Below are 19,771 nucleotides of genomic sequence, written 5' to 3' on the forward strand. Positions count from 1 at the left end.
AGAGGTTTATCATCAAGCACAGGTAGTGCGGGAGGTTAACAACTCCACTCCATTATTCTCTTCTGCATCCCCACAAGAACGAAAAAATGAAAAGCAATTTGGCTCTCTGGCTTTGATCCGGCGCAACTCGTTATCAACCATATCGTTAATCTCCCCCAGGGTAGATGTCAGACCGTAAAGACCTCTAATTTGACGAATAATCCATAGCTTGCTGCGCAATTGACGGATGTATTTAAGACCAGCATATTCGGAAGAGGTGGACTCACCGTTGATATCTTTTTTTAATTGAAGCAATATGCGTTGCATACCCGGCTGATTTTGATGTACCTGGATAAACTGAGCAATACATGCAATAGCTATATTTTTTTGAAATTTCAGGCAAAAACGATGATCTTCTCCGACATCCCTAAGAATTTCTTTCAACTGTTGATATGATTTGGCCTGAGTTACCGAATTAATATATGAAGTTTGAAATTGATGAGATTCAATTCGGGCCGCCAGATTAAATTGTTGAAACAAAGAGCTTTGTTTTGCCCCATTTTCTAATAAATGTTTCATAGTAAAACGAATATCTGTACGAATATCTTTAGGGTGATCTTCAGCTGTTACAACTCGCTCCAAAGCAACATCCAAAGGTGTTTTTCCAGCATTATTTTTTTTATTGATAAAATGTCCGAACATTTGTATGGTTTCTTCATAGCGATAGTCGCCAAGCTTAATAGCGGTATGTAAGGGAGTATCCCCCTCTTCAAATCCTTGCTCTGATTGACACAGCTCCTGATAAGTAAGTAAAGAATTTTCTACATGTTCTGGGAGCCTAGCCTGCGGTGTTGACTCGATAAGTTGCTTTAATAAGGACTCATGATCTTCCTGTTTTAAACCAGCAACAAAATCACGGAATTCTTTTATGGAAAATAATACCGATTTTAATCGCGCCTGCCGAGCAACGGTTGCTTGCTTCATTAAAGCAATTTGAGCTCGCTCCTTGGAACTATTTTCATCAAGACATTCCTTTAAGCTTAATTCAATAAGTTCTGCTGGTAACAAAATATGCTTATAAAAAGCCATCCATTTCGCTTTTTTAAATTCAGGTATTTCCCCTAACAGAGCAAAGGCTTCAGTTTCTTCGGAACTATGGTATTCTTTGGCAGACCAAGGCTTGTATGTATAACTGAATTTTGTTGGCCAATAAGAATTCTGTGAATGAGTTAACAAGGGGAAGGCCAATAAATCTTCAGCAGTAATATCAAAAGCACTGTCACTATGCAGCCAATGAAAAAAACGCCACGTTTTAAAAGACATGATGCTATCGACCAGCATTAAATCATGATCAATTTTAAAAAAAACGGCATGGGGCTTGCCTTCCTTTTCTATAAAATAAAGGCCAAAATTACCTTTATGCAAGTCATCTTCTTCCAGAGTGTACGAAGCTGCCAGAATCTGTGCTAATGAAGCATAATCAATACTAAATACATTGTCCTGTTCAGCTCTTAGTAAACTTGCAAAGAAACCTTGAGGTAATTTATCTAAAAAATAATAAGGGATTTCTTCTGCGTGGGCCACTTTTTTTACTGTGCAATTCAAATTGAATTGGGGATCATCGAAAGTAAAGAAATTTTGGTTTAATCCTTCTTTTTGTTCGATAACATAACAAAGATGCTCAGTCACTAAACCAACTACATTCAGAAAGTCATTAACAACCAATCGTTGAGGAGCGGTAGTGCCTTTGGATAAAAACAATAGTGCCAGTTGCGTAAATGCAACTTCAAAGCGTGAAAATTTCGCCATACCGAATTTGTTTCTTTTAAATATTACTTTGGATGGCTTATCGTTAGAGTATGGAGCCATGTGCACTGCATCAACATAAGCCTCATGCCCATGACGCGTAGGCTCTCCCAGCTCGATATCTGCAATATTATAAAGCCAAACCATAACAATCACAAAAAAAAATAAGTATATTATTTTAACATAATGCACAAAATAATCAATACAATTCTATTATTCTCTACCAATTTCAAAGTTTATCAACAATAACTGCCTTTTCGCATCTTCAGGAAAAAAATTAATTATTCGATCCATCGTTTGATTTGCATTATTCGCATGAAGAGTAGAAATACATAAATGTCCTGTTTCAACGCAAGCAATTGCGTGCTTCATAGAATCACGCTCACGAATTTCTCCAATTAAAATAACATCTGGCGCTTCACGCATGGCATTGGATAAAGCATTTTCGTAATTTAAGGTATCTATTTCTATAGGGGAGGTGATGCCTTCAATTTTAATGTTCGGTGGTGCGGTATTTAATCATTGGGTTAAAATCAATAATCACATTTTCTCCAGAACTTCCCGTAAATGTTTGACTGGTTCTATTATCATGGAATCTATCTGCTGCTTGGGCGCATTGGCAAAAGGAACTATAGCCCGCTTAAATCCATGTTTTACCGCCTCTTTAATTCGTTCTTGTCCACTTTGCACGGGCCTTATTTCCCCTGCGAGACCTATTTCACCAAAGATAATAGTTTCGCTATCAAACACCCGATTACGTAAACTTGAAACCACTGCTGCAAGTAATGCCAGATCGCTGCCAGTCTCAGTAACTTTTACCCCTCCCACTACGTTGATGAACACATCTTGATCGTAAGTTGCAATACCACCATGACGATGCAAAACCGCCAATAAAATAGCCAAACGATTATGTTCAAGGCCTGCGGTAACGCGTTTTGCCTGTTGTCCATGGGCCTCATCAACTAAGGCCTGTACTTCCACCAACATGGGGCGTGAGCCCTCCCAGGTTACCATCACCGCACTGCCTGGTGTAGGCTCTGGTTGACGGGATAAAAAAATTGCTGAAGGATTAGATACCTCTTTTAATCCTCTATCAGTCATGGCAAATACGCCTAACTCATTCACCGCTCCGAAACGATTTTTAATCGCCCTTATCACTCTAAAACGGCTGTCGCTTTGTCCTTCAAAATAGAGCACACTATCCACCATATGTTCCAGAACCCGGGGACCGGCCAGAGTTCCCTCTTTAGTTACATGTCCTACTAAAAATACTGCTGTTTGGGTCATTTTTGCAAAACGGACTAATTGGGCTGCAGACTCCCTCACCTGACTTACTCCCCCGGGTGCAGAGTTTAGAGTTTCAGTAAAAATAGTTTGTACTGAATCAACAACTATAATTCTTGGTTTTTCTTTTTGGGCATGCGCTATAATCGTTTCCACTTGAGTTTCAGCCAAGAGTCTTAGTCCTGCTAATGGTAATGCCAAACGTTGCGCGCGCATGGCAACTTGCTGCAAGGATTCTTCGCCTGTTACATATAAAACTGTTTCTTGCATCGATAAATTAGCCAGGGTTTGCAGCAATAGGGTTGATTTACCAATACCGGGGTCACCGCCAATTAGCACCACCGATCCATAGACCAAGCCACCTCCTAAAACTCGGTTTAATTCAGATAAACCACAGTCCATACGAAGTTCTTTATCCATTACTACGTCTTCGACAGCAGTTATCATGGATCGCTGATTTGCCCACTGGCCACTTCTTGAGGAACGGCTGGCAGCCACAACCCCTTCCTCAGCAACTGAGTTCCATGCGCCACATTGCGTGCATTGTCCTGCCCATTGTTTGAAGATTGCGGCACACTGGCTGCAAACAAATTGAGTTTTTGTTTTCATTTTTCGAACCTTAAAGGCATTAATCTTAACAGAGATAGAATAACTGATAGTCAAACGAATTACCTGAATAATTTACTAGTCTGAGGGAAATCACTTGAGATTTAGATTAGGACTATTAGCTCAAAATAATAAAAACTATTGAGAATATAGATTGGAGATAATTTTAAGGCAACTCACTGTTAACTTGGGGCTGTAGGGAACGGATTGAATCTCGATAATGAGAATTACTCAGTTATTATTTAAATCAATATAATCAATCACCTAATTAATTGTCCATCCAAAATAAGGGAAAAAAATATACTACGTTTTTTAAGGGTTAATAATTTGTTATATTGATGGCTTAATATTACTTTAAGTGATTTTTTTAACATCACATAGGGAGGCCATAATGGCAAGGATAAAGCTCAATCAAGAAAATCATAGAATACCAAAACTAATAATCAACCAAGCGGACAAGCTGGAGAAAATAAAAGCCTTCCTAATTCAGAAGAAGAATTAAATAGCTAAATGACCTGAACAAAACCATGTTAGAAAAGCTAAGCAGAAAAATATTGTATCCTGTCAGAATCGCCGGGTAAGTGTCTGCCACTGAGTCCGGATTAATCCGAGCCGCGCGCGTCAGCAAGCGGAATTCTTTAAAAATATTCAAAATACCTATTGACACGGTTTTTCTGTAAAACTGATGTTTTTCCATATCAAACGTAAGTCATGCAATATGCATGCCCTAAGATCCCCAAGATCACAATGTAGCCCCTTTCACTAATAAAACATCTCCCTCCTGAGGTCAGATTTTTTCTTAGCCCTTAGTGGCGTTAAAACTCGAAAAATGCGTTCAAAAAAAGTCATGTTATGATTGCCGTATCAGCATTAGTAACGCAGTGGTAGATGATGAAACGCCAAGAAATCAAACAAGTTTTAGATGAGTTAACAAAAGATATCGATAGTCTTGCCGACAAAAAGGCCGTGACTATCATTAAGGTATTGGTTAATTTGGTCGAAATGCTTGCCGAAGAAAATGCTTTGCTCAGAGAGGAAAACCAAGTATTACGTGATGAGATAAACCGCCTTAAGGGTGAACAGGGCAAACCTAATATTCGCGGTCAATCCAAAGGTAGCAATGGCGATAATACAGGCAATTCCAATCATTCATCTGAAGGAGATCGCAATAAACGTGGTAAAGGGAACAATAAAAACACAGGCAAAGACAAAAAAAACGTACGTATTGATAGACGTGTTACGATTGCTCTGGACAAAGCAACGCTGCCAGATGACGCCAAGTTCAAGGGTTTTGAGATTCGAATCATCCAGGATCTAAAAATCATCACGGATAATGTTGAATTCAAGCTGGAAACGTATTACTCACCATCTTTGAAAAAAACCTTTATTGCGCCGATTCCTGGCGAATATAAGGGCAGTGAATTTGGTCCTGGGGTTAAAGCGCTGGTCATCACATTATACCGTGATGCAGGGATGACGGAGAGCGCCATTGAGCGCTTTTTAAAAACATGTGGTATTCAAATATCACATGGTAAAATTGCTTCCATGCTGACAGAAGGCAATGATATTTTTCATCAGGAAAAAGAAGATATTGTCGATGCCGGTAGCAACGCAGGCTTGTACCAGCAGATGGATGACACAGGCAGTCGTGTTAACGGCAAAAATCACTACACCCATGTTTTATGTAATGACTTTTTTACAGCATACTTCACTCGTCGTAAAAAAGATCGCTTGACCTTATTGGAGTTGCTGTGTCGAGACCAATTAAAGTTTATGTTTAATCAGGAGGCTTATGAGTTAATGGATGAGTTTGGTCTCGCAAAAAAATGGTTGGATCAAATTAAACCAATGCTGCATGCACAACCCCTCACACGTGAATCAATCGATAGTTTGATGGGAACACTTTTTCCAAATCCAAAAAAACACAGCACGAATCGACGCATAATTCTTGAGTCAGCAGCTCTTGCCTATTATCAGCACTCGAAATACTTCATCCATTATTTAATGACAGATGATGCGCCTCAGTTTAATAAATTGGCCCTACATCATGCGCTGTGCTGGATCCATGAAGGTCGTCATTATAAAAAACTCACTCCATTCTCAGATATGAATCAGAATATATTGGCTGTATTTCTTGAGCAATTATGGGATTTCTACCATGCATTATTGACTTACAAGACGGCTCCATCTCAATCAATGGCCCAACAACTATCAATGCAATTTGATACTTTGTTCGCAACCACGACAGGCTATGATGTTTTAGATCAACGCATTGCAAAGACACGTGCTAAAAAACAAGCGTTATTATTGGTGTTAGACCATCCATTTCTGCCATTGCACAACAATGCCTCTGAATTAGGGACACGGTTTCAAGCAAGGATACGCGACATCAATCTCCAAACGGTCTCCCAAAATGGCACCAAATCAAAGGATACGTTTGCCACGATTGTACAGACGGCCAGAAAACTGAAAGTTAACGTTTATCAGTATATTTACGATAGGGTGACTAAAAAATTTGAAATGCCATCATTGGCTGAATTAATCTTACTTAAAGTGCGGCAGGTTCCATGCACCACATAAGCATCTCGAGATAATTCCGCTTGCTGACGCGCGCGGCTCGGATTAGTCCGGGCTCAGTGGCAGACACTTACCCGGCGATTCTGACAGGATACAAAATATTGTATCATTATTGACCAGGTTAATTCAGAACTTTCTTATTTCTTTAACGCACCGAAAAGCGCTTAGTGTTGATGCCATTGGGTTTGTATGACCTTATCACATTGGTGAATGGAAAGCACTTATAAAGCCCTACCTCTTAACAAATTGCGAAATAAAGAACAAAAAGCAGCTCTTTTGATTAAAATTGGCCATGATGACGATTTGCTAACTCATTTCAAAATCAGCTTCAAAATGTTTTTAAAACTTTCATATTGGTTTGAATTAAGCACACACAAAGGCCAATTTTTAAAAACTGTCCGTAACAAAGGGATGAAGCCTATTTTTTAAACCTCTTAATATTTTCTTAATCTTTATGCGCTAATATTAAACTATAAATTTTTTTTAAACAAAGAGGAAGCCTATCATGCCAAAATTTAAATCACACCAAAACCCGGTGGAAGAATTGACCGCGTTGAAGAAAGTTTTTGAAAAAAAAATAATGGATGCAGGTAATTCTTCTGACCTACCAACGAAAATTACATTATCAAAAGAAGTAGTGGATGAATACAATGATAGTATGGGAACTCTAAATACTATGACTAAATACAAAGCAAATCCAAATGATAGTCAAATTATTTCCCTTAAAAAAGACCTGCGCGCTCAATTCGATACAGCCACAAGAATGCATGATCGATACGGTGCACAACATGATATTGCTGTGGAAAAAGAAGCCAGAAAAATCCCTACAGGAGTGTTTAAGCGAGCAGAAAAAGCAATTCTGAAAGCAGAGGAAATTAAACAGACAAAAAAAGCGGAGAAAAAAAATACTCCTGTCGAGGTAGAGTGGGGTGAATTTGAGAGTTACGAACAGAACCGTGATAGATTAGTAAGAGAAGAGGCTGCAGAAGCTGTGGAGAAAAAAATCCCTACAGGAGTGTTTAAGCGAGCAGAAAAAGCAATTCTGAAAGCAGAGGAAATTAAAGAGGCCAAAACATTAGCAATAGACAAAATAGATGATATATTGGCCGTCCTTCTAAGTAAAACAATAAATATTGGTAACAATTTACCAGAAGCTAGAACGGTAGCTGAAACTTTATATACCGTTTTATACGATGCTAGAACTGTTTACGAAGGTGAATTAAACAATGGTAAAGAGATCACGAAAGCAGGAGATAACTTTAAAAACCTTTGTAAAGATGCAATAGCTACTGCTATGCCTGTTTTAGAGCGAGATTTAGGTTGGGGCGAATACCTTAAAAACATGATGAAATCACTAGCTAATGCAGTGATTAAAGGTGTTACTCTAGGTAATGTCAGTAACTTCTTTACTCAGAGTAAGTCAGAAGCTAGTAAAGCGTTTGATGAGGCAGATCAAGAGTTACAATCTGACGACGACAATACCCCAACTAATCCATAGGCATGCAAACAAGTTCGTTGGGTTAGGGTTCCCCTCCCTAATCCAACGAGTATTTATCGATGTATGTCCAATCCCTTTTTCTCTGCAGTCATTTGAATCATCTTTATTTTTTCAGTCAAAACCCACTACAATGCAATCAAGTCAACTCCCCAAGTTGAATCCTAATCCTAACTCAGTATAATCACAGCAATTTCACAGTATCAGAGCAATTTTATGAATAAAGGCATGCATTTCGAAAAATCGATAACAGAGCTGGAAGTGATAGTGAAACAATTGGAAAAAGGGGAGTTAACTCTTGAAGATTCGCTCAAGCAATTTGAAAAAGGAATTGGCTTAGCCAGGCATTGTCAGGATGTTTTGAACCAGGCAGAGCAAAAAATAGAAACCCTGACCGCCACCCAAGCCCTTTCTGAACCTCAATCGGATGGGCAAGCAAGTGATTGAAATTTATACCCGACGCCATGAGACATTCCTTGAACAGATGCTCAATGAAACGCATGTTCCAGCCAGACCAATACGCTCGGCAATACACTATTCTTTGTTTCCTGGTGGAAAAAGGCTGAGGCCTATTTTAGTGTATTTAGCAGGCGAATTGATTAACGTGAATCTACAGGTACTCGATGTGATAGCAGCAGCTTTGGAGTTAACCCACTGCTACTCTTTAATTCACGATGATCTTCCCGCTATGGATAATGATGACTTTCGCCGGGGAAGACCAAGTTGTCATAAAGCCTATGATGAGGCTACCGCGATTTTAGTCGGTGATGGCATGCAAGCCTTGGCTGTTGAGGTTTTATTAACCCGTTTGTCTTCTTTACTCAACGCATTTCAAGTGCTGGCTATTACTCAAATTCTGGTTCAAGCCAGTGGGGTAAGCGGTATGGTAAGCGGACAAAGTCTTGATTTATCCGAGTTGGCAAAATCATCCGTAACGGAAGAGCAACTAAGAGAAATCCATCTGCTTAAAACTGGTCGATTGATTCAGGCTTGTTTTGACATGGTTTTAGCAGCCCAAACAGCAGTACATGAATCTATTGAAATAGCGTTGAGAACTTATGCCAGACATATAGGGCTTGTGTTTCAAATGCAAGATGATTATTTAGATCGTTACGCACCAGCTAATATATTGGGTAAAGGCCGATCATCCGATCTAGCCAATGAAAAAACTACTTTCGCGACTTTGTTTACCCAGAAACAACTGGAAGAAGAAATTGCCATACATTACCAGATAGCCATTGATTCGTTACACATATTTGATAAAAAAGCGACGGTTTTGATTGAATTAACCCACCAATTACAAAACCGTAGTAAATTAGCTTAATACCCAATAACGCTGATATAACCTGGGCATCATAGGGTTACAAGTATATCATAATGGTGCTACCTTAAGGTGGTGCCATTAGGCCAAGACCCACCTCCATTTAAGTTGCGCTTCCTTAACATCTGCTAGGGGATTATTTATCCTTCCTTCTAAGAATTTGGGAAACTGGAATCAAGGTTTCTATACCACTTCCTGTTTTTCTTTGCTCCCCTTTCCAGGCATGGCCATAAACCACTTCGTAAGTAAGCGGGTACATTCCTTTATCAGTTTGCATCGTTGCATAATTTTTTTCAAATTTTTGCCATGCGTCTTTGCCGGTTAATCCTTGATTTCTTGCCGAGTTTATATTCTTTACCCCTTGCATTTTTAAAGCTCTTATTAAATGAGACAAGGTTTCATAATGAACAGATAATAATTCCATATCCATTACTGGTTCTAAAAAATGTTCTGCCATAAGACAATCACCCACATCATGCATGTCAATAAAATCATTAACATGCGCATACTGATTTGCTCCAGTCCAGGCACTTTTCAGTTCCTTAAAAGTGTCAGGACCCAGGGTGGTAAACATGAGACAGCCATTTACATTCATGACCCGATTTAACTCACGAAATACCCTTGCAAGAGAACTACCCCAGTGAATGGCCTGATTGGCAAAAACCAAATCAAACATCCCGGTAGCAAAGGGCATATTGCTCATATCTGCGGTCACCAGAGGCCATTTACGTCGCCAACTCTGTTTTTTCTTTGCCTGTAATAACATGGCATGAGCCAAATCCAAACCAAAAATCCGGGCCTTGGGGTACATCAAAGCTAATTCCCGTGAGAAACCGCCTGTACCACAGCCTAAATCGAGAATACGTTTGGGCGAAATTTTTAAATACTGCAAACGCTCGAACAAACGTTTCCCTATTTCTTGCTGTACTTTAGCAGCAAGTTCATATTCAGTGGCATGTTTATTAAATGCCTTGCTAATTTCGTTGTTGACAGCCATCATAGGAACCAGAGAAAAAGTTTAAAACAGGGAATCCAACGCCCATGCGCCAGAAGCTGCACAGTATAACACAGACTTTGCGTCTGCCTTCAATCTGCATACTTTGCAATCAATTTCATAAAAGTACTTTAGCTGTATGTTCTTCATGCATTGAGTTTATTAAACCTCTGGGTCCTGCCTGCCAACATTGCGCTACCCCGCTTCCAGATAAGGATTACCCTGTTTGCGGACAATGCATACAAAAGCCACCTCATTTTGACAGGGCACTAGTAAACTATAGGTTTGAAGAGCCTTTACGCAGTCTGTTACATCATTTTAAATACAATAATGGCCTTTATCTCAGCTCTTTTCTTTCTCAGATCATGTTGCACAGCGCACAAAATCAATCAATTTCTGCCCAGTGTTTAATTCCTGTGCCTATGCATTCCAAAAGGTTAAAGCAGCGAGGGTTCAACCAGGCTGCTCTTTTGGCTAAACGATTAGCTCGCAAGTTAAATCTGCCATATGATGCAACAACGTGCCAAAAAATCATTAATACTACGCCTCAGGCCAGTCTCAATAGCGAACAAAGAAAAAAAAACTTGCACCATGCCTTTCATGCCGGTCCCCTGCCCTATGAACACGTCATCCTAATTGATGATCTTCTCACTACCGGCTGCACTGCAAATGAGTTAGCGCGCACCATAAAAAAAACCGGGGTGCAAAAAGTTGATTTATGGTGTTGCGCCAGAACAGTGAAAAATTAATAGATTGCTGCAATTTTTTTCGCGTAAGTTAGGTCACGACCTGCCATGATAACTAAATGACTGTACTGTACATAGCCGTCGGGGCGTAGCCATAGCTCGTGCCTCCTCGCACCGTTCGGGCTGAGGAGGCGCTTTAGCGCTGTCTCGAAGCCTCCACGTCAAGACCAGCAAGGCTTCGAGACGGCGTAAACGCCTCCTCAGCCCGAACGGCCTGGATGCAGGTTTTTTGCTTGAGAAGATCGTGTAATAACACAGAGCAGGCCGGGCACAGGAAATAAATTAACCCAGCGACTGCCAAACTAAAACTGGCAATAAAAAACAGAAATACAACTATCCCCTGTTTCAAAGAGACAATGAAAGCCGCAAATAATCCAATCGGACCTGGCAAAGCTCTCGAAAGCATCGCCCATAACCGCTTTCCTCGCTCCGTTCAAGCTGAGTCGAAAGCATCGCCCATAACCGCTTTCCTCGCTCCGTTCAAGCTGAGTCGAAGGCATCGCCCATAACCACTTTCCTCGCTCCGTTCAAGCTGAGTCGGAAGCATCGCCCATAACCACTTTCCTCGCTCCGTTCAAGCTGAGTCGGAAGCATCGCGCATAGCAGTTTTCCTCGCTCCGTTCGGGCTGAGTCGGAAGCATCGCCCATAACCACTTTCTGATGTGGTCTAATGGATTTGTACACTCCAGATAAGAGATAATCATCTTAACTGGAGGTAATAAAATGGGTGCAACGAAATATACTAAAGAATTTAAACTAGACGCTATTAGTCTTGTTTTGGAGCAGAATTATACGCAATCAGAAGCTGCACAAAGTCTGGGCATTGATTCCAGGTTGATAAGCCGGTGGATCAAAGAACACTCCAAAGAGGAAGGGCAAGCATTTAGAGGTAATGGTAAATTAACTGACGAACAACTAGAGATACGTCGTTTACGAGAAGAATTAAGACGCGTAACAATGGAAAAAGAAATATTAAAAAAGGCGACGGCCTTCTTTGCAAAAGAAATGAAGTGAAATATTCATTTATTGCCCAGAATAAGAAGGCCTGGCCAATTGACGTGATGTGTCAATTGCTGGGTGTTACAAGAAGTGGTTTTTACAATTATCTTAAATGTAATAAACCACCAGATCCATTGCATGTGGAGATGCTTGATTGGGTTAAAAAATTAGCAGAATCAAGCCATTATACTTATGGAAGCCGTCGAATGAAAAAGCATTAAATGCATTAGGTTATCCTGTTGGGAGAAATAAAGCCCGAAATCTAATGAAGGAAGCAGGAATACACGCACGTTACAGAAAGAAATATAGGGTAACAACAAACAGCAAGCATATAAGCAGCCTATATTTGAAAATGTACTTAATAGACAGTTTATTGTAGAAAAGCCTAATCAAGCTTACGCCTCCGATATTACCTATATTTGGACACAAGAGGGTTGGTTGTATTTAGCTGTTGTTATCGACTTGTTTTCAAGAAAAGTTATCGGTTGGAGTATGAGTTCGCGGATGAAGGCAAGCCTGGCTTGTGACGCCCTTAAAATGGCGCTTTGGCAACGCAAACCCAATACTGGAGTAATAACCCATTCCGATCGAGGCGTTCAATATGCGAGTAATGCTTATCGCATGCTATTAACTACTTATGGTTGCATCGGTAGTATGAGTCGTAAAGGTAACTGCTGGGATAATGCTGTTGCTGAAAGCTTTTTCGGGAGGTTAAAACAAGAGCGAGTCCAATGGCGCAATTACCAAACTCGCTTTGAGGCACAACAAGACATCCTGAATTATATTACAATGTTTTATAACAGTAACCGCTTACATTCATTCCTTGGATATAAAAGTCCAAATCAGTTTGAAAATGAGCAAATAATACAATTAAAAAAAGTCGCTTAACTGGTGTGTATCAATTTGCTTGACCACATCATTCCTCGCTCCGTTCAAGCTGAGTCGAAAGCATCGCCCATAGCAGTTTTCCTCGCTCCGTTCAAGCTGAGTCGGAAGCATCGCGCATAGCAGTTTTCCTCGCTCCGTTCGGGCTGAGTCGGAAGCATCGCCCATAACCACTTTCCTCGCTCCGTTCAAGCTGAGTCGAAAGCATCGCCCATAGCAGTTTTCCTCGCTCCGTTCAAGCTGAGTCGAAAGCATCGCCCATAGCAGTTTTCCTCGCTCCGTTCGGGCTGAGGAGGCGTTTACGCCGTCTCGAAGCCTCTACGTCAAGACCAGCAAGGCTTCGAGACAGCGCTAAAACGCCTCCTCAGCCCGAACGGCCTGGATGCAGGTTTTTCGCTCGAGAAGCTTGTGTAATGACACAGAGCAGGCCGGGCACAGGAAATAAATTAACCCAGCGACTGCCAAACTAAAACTGGCAATAAAAAACAGAAATACAACTATCCCCTGTTTCAAAGAGACAATGAAAGCCGCAAATAATCCAATCGGACCTGGCAAAGCTCTCGAAAGCATCGCCCATAACCGCTTTCCTCGCTCCGTTCAAGCTGAGTCGAAAGCATCGCCCATAACCACTTTCCTCGCTCCGTTCAAGCTGAGTCGGAAGCATCGCCCATAACCACTTTCCTCGCTCCGTTCAAGCTGAGTCGGAAGCATCGCCCATAACCACTTTCCTCGCTCCGTTCAAGCTGAGTCGGAAGCATCGCGCATAGCAGTTTTCCTCGCTCCGTTCGGGCTGAGTCGGAAGCATCGCCCATAACCACTTTCCTCGCTCCGTTCAAGCTGAGTCGAAAGCATCGCCCCCTCCGTTCGGGCTGAGGAGGCGTTTACGCCGTCTCGAAGCCTCTTGATGTGGTCTAATGGATTTGTACACTCCAGATAAGAGATAATCATCTTAACTGGAGGTAATAAAATGGGTGCAACGAAATATACTAAAGAATTTAAACTAGACGCTATTAGTCTTGTTTTGGAGCAGAATTATACGCAATCAGAAGCTGCACAAAGTCTGGGCATTGATTCCAGGTTGATAAGCCGGTGGATCAAAGAACACTCCAAAGAGGAAGGGCAAGCATTTAGAGGTAATGGTAAATTAACTGACGAACAACTAGAGATACGTCGTTTACGAGAAGAATTAAGACGCGTAACAATGGAAAAAGAAATATTAAAAAAGGCGACGGCCTTCTTTGCAAAAGAAATGAAGTGAAATATTCATTTATTGCCCAGAATAAGAAGGCCTGGCCAATTGACGTGATGTGTCAATTGCTGGGTGTTACAAGAAGTGGTTTTTACAATTATCTTAAATGTAATAAACCACCAGATCCATTGCATGTGGAGATGCTTGATTGGGTTAAAAAATTAGCAGAATCAAGCCATTATACTTATGGAAGCCGTCGAATGAAAAAAGCATTAAATGCATTAGGTTATCCTGTTGGGAGAAATAAAGCCCGAAATCTAATGAAGGAAGCAGGAATACACGCACGTTACAGAAAGAAATATAGGGTAACAACAAACAGCAAGCATAAGCAGCCTATATTTGAAAATGTACTTAATAGACAGTTTATTGTAGAAAAGCCTAATCAAGCTTACGCCTCCGATATTACCTATATTTGGACACAAGAGGGTTGGTTGTATTTAGCTGTTGTTATCGACTTGTTTTCAAGAAAAGTTATCGGTTGGAGTATGAGTTCGCGGATGAAGGCAAGCCTGGCTTGTGACGCCCTTAAAATGGCGCTTTGGCAACGCAAACCCAATACTGGAGTAATAACCCATTCCGATCGAGGCGTTCAATATGCGAGTAATGCTTATCGCATGCTATTAACTACTTATGGTTGCATCGGTAGTATGAGTCGTAAAGGTAACTGCTGGGATAATGCTGTTGCTGAAAGCTTTTTCGGGAGGTTAAAACAAGAGCGAGTCCAATGGCGCAATTACCAAACTCGCTTTGAGGCACAACAAGACATCCTGAATTATATTACAATGTTTTATAACAGTAACCGCTTACATTCATTCCTTGGATATAAAAGTCCAAATCAGTTTGAAAATGAGCAAATAATACAATTAAAAAAAGTCGCTTAACTGGTGTGTATCAATTTGCTTGACCACATCATCTACGTCAAGACCAGCAAGGCTTCGAGACAGCGCTAAAACGCCTCCTCAGCCCGAACGGTATAGAGGCAGGTTTTTTGCTCGAGAAGATCGTGTAATGACACAGGGCTTGTTACTAAACCGCGATGATGGAAACCGACCTATTGATACATACGAGCTAAATCATTCATTAACAAATGAACTAATAACAAACAAAAGACAATAAACAGTAACTGGTATAACAATACTTCCATGGCTACTGATATGGGCTTACCACGAATCTTTTCAATAATGCTGTAAAGAATTGAACCCCCATCAAGACCGGGCAAAGGAAATAAATTAACCACAGCGACTGCCAAACTAAAACTGGCAATAAAAAACAGAAATACAACTATCCCCTGTTTCAAAGAAGCAACAGAAGCCGCAAATAGTCCAATCGGTCCCAGCAAAATAGCAAAAGGTATTACGCCACTAAATAATTGCTTTAAAATCATCATAAAAAAATGAATCAAATGGACGATAACAGTATTTGCCTGCTGCATTGCTTCAAGGATTGAAGAGGCTCGCTTCACGCTACTTGCAGCAGATAGATTGGGGCTGATACCCAGACTCGCTAATAAAGAATTTTCGCGTCCCGTAAATTTTATCTGGCTTAAATCAAGGGTTATTTCTTTTAATTTTTGATCTGCTTGTTTCATTGTTACTTTAACCTCTTTACTGCCCCATGAAATCACTAGCTGCATTCCTACCTCTTGCCAAGATGGAGTGGGATAACCTGCGATAGCAATAAATTGATCCCCGGCAAGAACTCCGCCCTGAGCTGCAATACTGTTGGCCTGGACGGAATGAATTTGTGGCATCTTGTAACTTATACCCAGATAAAAAACGAGTACAAAAGCAAGCCAGGCTGTCATCAGATTAGCAAAGGCTCCCGCCAGTAAAATAAGAATTCGAACCCAAACGGGTTTTTTATCAAAACAAAGAGGATATTCTTTTGGATCTACAGGAGTAATTCTTGTATTAAGTAACTGAACATAACCACCCAAAGGCCATATTGCCCAAATCCAATTACATCCGCCTTTACTTTGCCATTGGAGCAATGGTTTTCCAAAACCAATAGAGATTTTTTGAATTTTCACGTGAAAGAAGCGAGCTACCAACGCATGACCACCCTCATGGATTCCCACTACCAATATCAGGGTGAGAATTATGGCTAAAAGCACCATCAGCATAGAAACTCCTTTTATGTACTACTTGGTATTATCAACAATTAATTGCAACATGGGGATTCCTTTTTTTCCTGCCAACTCGTATCCTTTACGATAAACTTCAAAAATTCGATAAGGCTGATTCGTTTCACTATCTACCAATTCAACCTCATCACCATGCTCATCAACTAAAGTCAGGGTTAAATGTATCTCACGATAATCACTAATTTGATACCGATCTTTAAATAATTGCAGTACACGCTCCAGACTTTCAACCGCCTCATCACTATTATGTTGGCCTTGCAGGATAATATCCATTTGGTACTCCTCGTCAATTTACACATTTTGTGCAAAAAGTAGTTACTATTGTTGTCGGTAAAATAAAAAAGTACTTTAGTACGATAATGAACTTTCCCAATTATCTACAAATTTAGTGGCTAATCGTTTACAATACGCAATTAACCTTACTAATTACTAAATTCATAATCTATGGTGTTTGTTGCCTGCGGACTCAATCATAAAACTGCTCCAATAAACGTGCGTGAAAAAGTCGCTTTACCCCCGGCTATGCAGAATTCCCTGCTCCATAAGCTGCTTAACCTGCCCGAAGTGAACGAAGCGGCTATTCTATCTACCTGTAATCGCACAGAAATCTATTGTGATACGGAAGATCCCCAAATTCTTTCGAGATGGTTAGCACACGAGCATCAGTTAGCTCCGGAATTACTTTCTCCCTTTATTTATACTCATGAGGGTCATCAGGGGATTAAGCATACCTTACGTGTTGCCAGTGGTCTCGATTCGATGATGATTGGTGAACCTCAGATTCTGGGTCAAATGAAACAGGCCTATCAGCAAGCCTGTCGTCTCGGTACGGTAAAAGCCCAATTACGCCCTGTTTTTGAATATGTTTTTAGCGCCTCTAAACGAATTAGAACCCGAAGTGGTATAGGAACAAATCCTGTTTCAATCGCCTATGCCGCAGTTCAGTTAATCGGCCAATTATTCTCAAGCTATAAATCACTGAATGTATTTTTGATTGGTTCTGGAGAAACAGCCTCCCTGGTAGCAAAATATTTACACCAGCAGGGAGTCCATCGTTTCATGGTAGCGAGCCGCACTCTTGAAAATGCCCAGAAACTTGCACATACTTTTGGTGGCAAAACACTTTCCATTGGTGATATTCCCCAATACTTATCACATGCTGATGTGGTTATTTCTGCAACTGCATGCCCTCTTCCTTTTATTAATAAAAGCCTTGTTGAACATGCTCTGCAACAACGAAAACATGCTCCTATGTTTTTTTTGGATTTAGCGGTTCCCCGTGATATCGAAAGTAATGTAAGCGAATTAGAACAGGTACATCTATATAATGTTGATGACTTGCAAGTCATGATAGAAAAAGGAATGAATGAAAGACGCCATGCAGCCTTGCAAGCAGAGCAATTAATCGAAAGTGAATTGGATAATTATATTCGTTGGCATCGTTCTCTTAGAGCAAAAGAAGTCATCTGCGATTATCGCAACCAAATGCAGGATTTGGCACAACTGGAATTACAACGCGCTATAAAAAAACTGTCTGCCGGCCAAAACCAACAAACCGTTTTAAATGAATTTAGCGAGCGCCTGGTAAATAAGCTTACTCATAACCCCACTACCGGCCTAAGACAAATAGCCTGGGATGGTCGAGAAGACTTACTTACTTTGGCACATTATCTCTTTAACAAAACTACCAACCAGCCACTATATGAAGAAATCCCTTGAGTTAAAACTCCAGCAAATGCTGGAGCGCTTTCAGGAAGTAGGTCGCTTATTATCAGAAGCTTCTGTTATTGCAGATCAAAACCAATTTAAAGCATTGTCTAAAGAATATGCCCAACTGGAACCTGTAGCTACTTGCTATGAATCCTATTTAGACGCTAAAAATAATATATCCTCTCTTAAGGAGTTACTTGAGGGCGAGGATAAAGAATTGGCCAGCATGGCCGAAGAAGAATTTGACGCTGCCAAAAAACACATCGATGAACTGGATGAGCAATTACAATGGCATCTTATCCCCAAAGATCCTGATGATGAACGTAATATTTATATTGAGGTAAGAGCGGGTACAGGTGGAGATGAAGCGGCCATTTTCGCAGGAGATCTTTATCGTATGTACAGCCGTTATGCTGAAAACGTGGGATGGCAACTTGAGTTAATCAGTGCCAGTCACGGCGAACATGGCGGCTACAAAGAAATCATTGCCCGCATCAGTGGTAATGCCGTCTATTCACAATTAAAATTCGAATCAGGCGCTCATCGTGTGCAACGAGTACCCGAAACTGAATCCCAGGGACGTGTTCATACCTCTGCTTGCACGGTAGCTATCATGCCAGAAGTTGAGGAAATTGATGAAATCCAAATTAATCCTGACGATTTGCGCATAGATACGTACAGATCATCCGGCGCCGGAGGTCAACACGTTAACAAAACAGATTCCGCCATACGTATCACCCACCTGCCCACAGGTGTAGTTGTTGAATGCCAGGATGAACGTTCGCAACATAAAAACCGTTCTAAAGCGATGTCTTTGCTCAAAACTCGACTACTGGATGCAGAGCAAAGCAAACAAAAAAAAGAGCAAGCGCAAACAAGAAAATCATTGGTTGGCACAGGTGATCGCTCTGAACGCATTCGTACTTATAATTTCCCCCAAGGGCGTTTAACGGACCACCGCATTAATCTGACTATCTATCAGCTCAATGACGTCATGGAAGGTAATTTATCTTTAGTCATCGATTCTTTAAAGCGTGAATATCACGCAGAGCTGCTCGCTGAATTGGGTCGTCATGATTAATATTCGCATGGCCTTGAAACAAGCCTTGCAAAAATTAGATGAATTTGCGCCTGATTCACGGCTGGAAGCAGAATTATTACTAAGTTATCTGTTAAATAAAAACAGAGGCTACCTCTTTGCTCACCCCGAGGAATTACTAAGCCAAACACAACTAAATAAATATCAACAGTTAATAGAACAACGATCTCAAGGCACACCTATTGCCTACTTAACTGGTAGCCGTGAGTTTTGGTCACTTTCCTTAAAAGTGAATGAGCATACTTTGATTCCAAGACATGAAACAGAGCGATTGGTAGAGCTAGCTTTGGCGTTGCTCCCCAACAAACCAGAAATTCGTGTTCTTGATTTAGGCACAGGCAGTGGTGCTATTGCTTTAGCGCTGGCAAAAGAGAGACCCAACTGGAATATCTCAGCCTGTGATTGCAGCCTGGAGACACTGGGTATAGCGCAAATAAATGCCCAGGACCATGGAATAACCAATGTCTCCTTTTATTATTCCAACTGGTTTAATAATCTTCCGGATACCCAATATCATGCCATTGTATCAAACCCTCCTTATATTGCGGAGAACGATCCTCATTTAAAACAAGGGGATCTTCGTTTTGAACCACTAAAAGCTTTAGCCAGTAGTCAAGAGGGATTTGCTGATCTACAATGTATTATTACAGAAGGTTATGAGTACCTTTTGCCTGATGGGTTACTTTTGTTAGAACATGGCTCTGATCAGAAAATTGGTACAAGAGCTATACTTGAGAGAACGGGATATCGAAACATACAGTGTTGGCAAGATATTCAAGGTCATGATAGGGTTAGTGGAGGTTACCGACCAGCGAACACTATATGAGTAAAATATTATATTGATGATGTTGCAGTTTTTTGGTATATACCTAGCCACA

15 protein-coding genes and 2 pseudogenes are annotated in these 19,771 nt (G+C 40.7%); 11 read left to right on the plus strand and 6 right to left on the minus strand.

Translation table 11 applies throughout. The annotated features are described in order from the left end of the window. Positions 1-12: 12 nt before the first annotated feature. The 3 genes and pseudogenes from ankK to radA all read right to left on the minus strand — a co-directional run bounded on the left by ankK (position 13) and on the right by radA (position 3,678). A complete protein-coding gene (gene ankK / locus HRS36_RS14375; RefSeq protein WP_226905480.1) occupies positions 13-1,977 on the minus strand; it encodes a Dot/Icm T4SS effector AnkK/LegA5 in 1,965 nt (654 codons plus the stop codon). 48 nt (positions 1,978-2,025) lie between these two features. After that, positions 2,026-2,256 (minus strand): annotated as a pseudogene (locus tag HRS36_RS14380) (ATPase, T2SS/T4P/T4SS family); the annotation flags it as partial. Positions 2,257-2,325: 69 nt separating this feature from the next. Continuing rightward, positions 2,326-3,678, minus strand: a complete 1,353-nt coding sequence (gene radA / locus HRS36_RS14385) for a DNA repair protein RadA (protein ID WP_173237836.1) — start codon at positions 3,676-3,678, stop codon at positions 2,326-2,328. A gap of 885 nt (positions 3,679-4,563) precedes the next feature. Between radA and HRS36_RS14390 the strand changes: the two genes are divergently transcribed. The 5 genes from HRS36_RS14390 to HRS36_RS14410 all read left to right on the plus strand — a co-directional run bounded on the left by HRS36_RS14390 (position 4,564) and on the right by HRS36_RS14410 (position 9,071). Then, positions 4,564-6,255, plus strand: a complete 1,692-nt coding sequence (locus tag HRS36_RS14390; protein ID WP_173235423.1) for an IS66 family transposase — start codon at positions 4,564-4,566, stop codon at positions 6,253-6,255. Positions 6,256-6,462: 207 nt separating this feature from the next. Next, complete coding sequence (locus HRS36_RS14395; protein ID WP_173237837.1) at positions 6,463-6,681, plus strand: hypothetical protein; 219 nt, start codon at positions 6,463-6,465, stop codon at positions 6,679-6,681. A gap of 76 nt (positions 6,682-6,757) precedes the next feature. Beyond that, the gene (locus HRS36_RS14400) at positions 6,758-7,750 is read left to right on the plus strand and encodes a hypothetical protein (RefSeq protein ID WP_173237838.1); all 993 of its coding nucleotides are present in this window, start codon (positions 6,758-6,760) and stop codon (positions 7,748-7,750) included. A 213-nt stretch (positions 7,751-7,963) separates the two neighbouring features. Further along, the gene (locus tag HRS36_RS14405) at positions 7,964-8,194 is read left to right on the plus strand and encodes an exodeoxyribonuclease VII small subunit (protein WP_173237839.1); all 231 of its coding nucleotides are present in this window, start codon (positions 7,964-7,966) and stop codon (positions 8,192-8,194) included. Beyond that, a complete protein-coding gene (locus tag HRS36_RS14410) occupies positions 8,175-9,071 on the plus strand; it encodes a polyprenyl synthetase family protein (protein ID WP_173237840.1) in 897 nt (298 codons plus the stop codon). The genes HRS36_RS14405 and HRS36_RS14410 overlap by 20 nt, the downstream gene beginning before the upstream one ends. Positions 9,072-9,204: 133 nt before the next feature. Here HRS36_RS14410 and bioC read toward each other — a convergent pair whose 3' ends face one another. Further along, positions 9,205-10,065, minus strand: coding sequence for a malonyl-ACP O-methyltransferase BioC (gene bioC, locus HRS36_RS14415; RefSeq protein ID WP_173238542.1), 861 nt, complete (start codon positions 10,063-10,065; stop codon positions 9,205-9,207). A gap of 44 nt (positions 10,066-10,109) precedes the next feature. On the opposite strand from bioC, the gene HRS36_RS14420 reads away from it, so the two are divergent. From HRS36_RS14420 to HRS36_RS14430, 3 genes and pseudogenes are all read left to right on the plus strand, one after another. Next, positions 10,110-10,811, plus strand: coding sequence for a ComF family protein (locus HRS36_RS14420; RefSeq protein ID WP_226905481.1), 702 nt, complete (start codon positions 10,110-10,112; stop codon positions 10,809-10,811). Between the two features lie 720 nt (positions 10,812-11,531). Then, positions 11,532-12,695, plus strand: a pseudogene (locus tag HRS36_RS14425) (IS3 family transposase). Positions 12,696-13,659: 964 nt separating this feature from the next. Continuing rightward, positions 13,660-14,822 (plus strand): IS3 family transposase gene (locus HRS36_RS14430; RefSeq protein ID WP_226905474.1). Its coding sequence is split into 2 segments (ribosomal slippage): positions 13,660-13,921 and positions 13,921-14,822, totalling 1,164 coding nucleotides; the frame shifts between segments, so codons are not numbered across the junction. Positions 14,823-14,992: 170 nt separating this feature from the next. Here the strand turns inward: HRS36_RS14430 and HRS36_RS14435 are convergent. Both HRS36_RS14435 and HRS36_RS14440 read right to left on the minus strand, forming a co-directional pair. Then, complete coding sequence (locus tag HRS36_RS14435) at positions 14,993-16,063, minus strand: M50 family metallopeptidase (protein WP_173237841.1); 1,071 nt, start codon at positions 16,061-16,063, stop codon at positions 14,993-14,995. Positions 16,064-16,081: 18 nt separating this feature from the next. Next, entirely contained in the window at positions 16,082-16,357 is a 276-nt protein-coding gene (locus tag HRS36_RS14440; protein WP_173237842.1) for a hypothetical protein, read from the minus strand. Positions 16,358-16,528: 171 nt separating this feature from the next. Between HRS36_RS14440 and hemA the strand changes: the two genes are divergently transcribed. The 3 genes from hemA to prmC are packed head-to-tail and all read left to right on the plus strand — an operon-like array spanning position 16,529 to position 19,719. Continuing rightward, entirely contained in the window at positions 16,529-17,803 is a 1,275-nt protein-coding gene (gene hemA, locus HRS36_RS14445; RefSeq protein WP_226905482.1) for a glutamyl-tRNA reductase, read from the plus strand. After that, positions 17,787-18,875 carry a peptide chain release factor 1 gene (gene prfA, locus HRS36_RS14450; RefSeq protein WP_173237843.1) on the plus strand — a complete coding sequence of 363 codons (1,089 nt, stop codon included), beginning with the start codon at positions 17,787-17,789 and terminating at the stop codon, positions 18,873-18,875. Before hemA ends, prfA begins: the two co-directional genes overlap by 17 nt. Further along, positions 18,868-19,719 carry a peptide chain release factor N(5)-glutamine methyltransferase gene (gene prmC / locus HRS36_RS14455; RefSeq protein WP_173237844.1) on the plus strand — a complete coding sequence of 284 codons (852 nt, stop codon included), beginning with the start codon at positions 18,868-18,870 and terminating at the stop codon, positions 19,717-19,719. Before prfA ends, prmC begins: the two co-directional genes overlap by 8 nt. Positions 19,720-19,771 lie beyond the last annotated feature (52 nt).

Origin of the sequence: Legionella antarctica, from assembly GCF_011764505.1 — a bacterium.
Lineage (GTDB): Bacteria > Pseudomonadota > Gammaproteobacteria > Legionellales > Legionellaceae > Legionella > Legionella antarctica.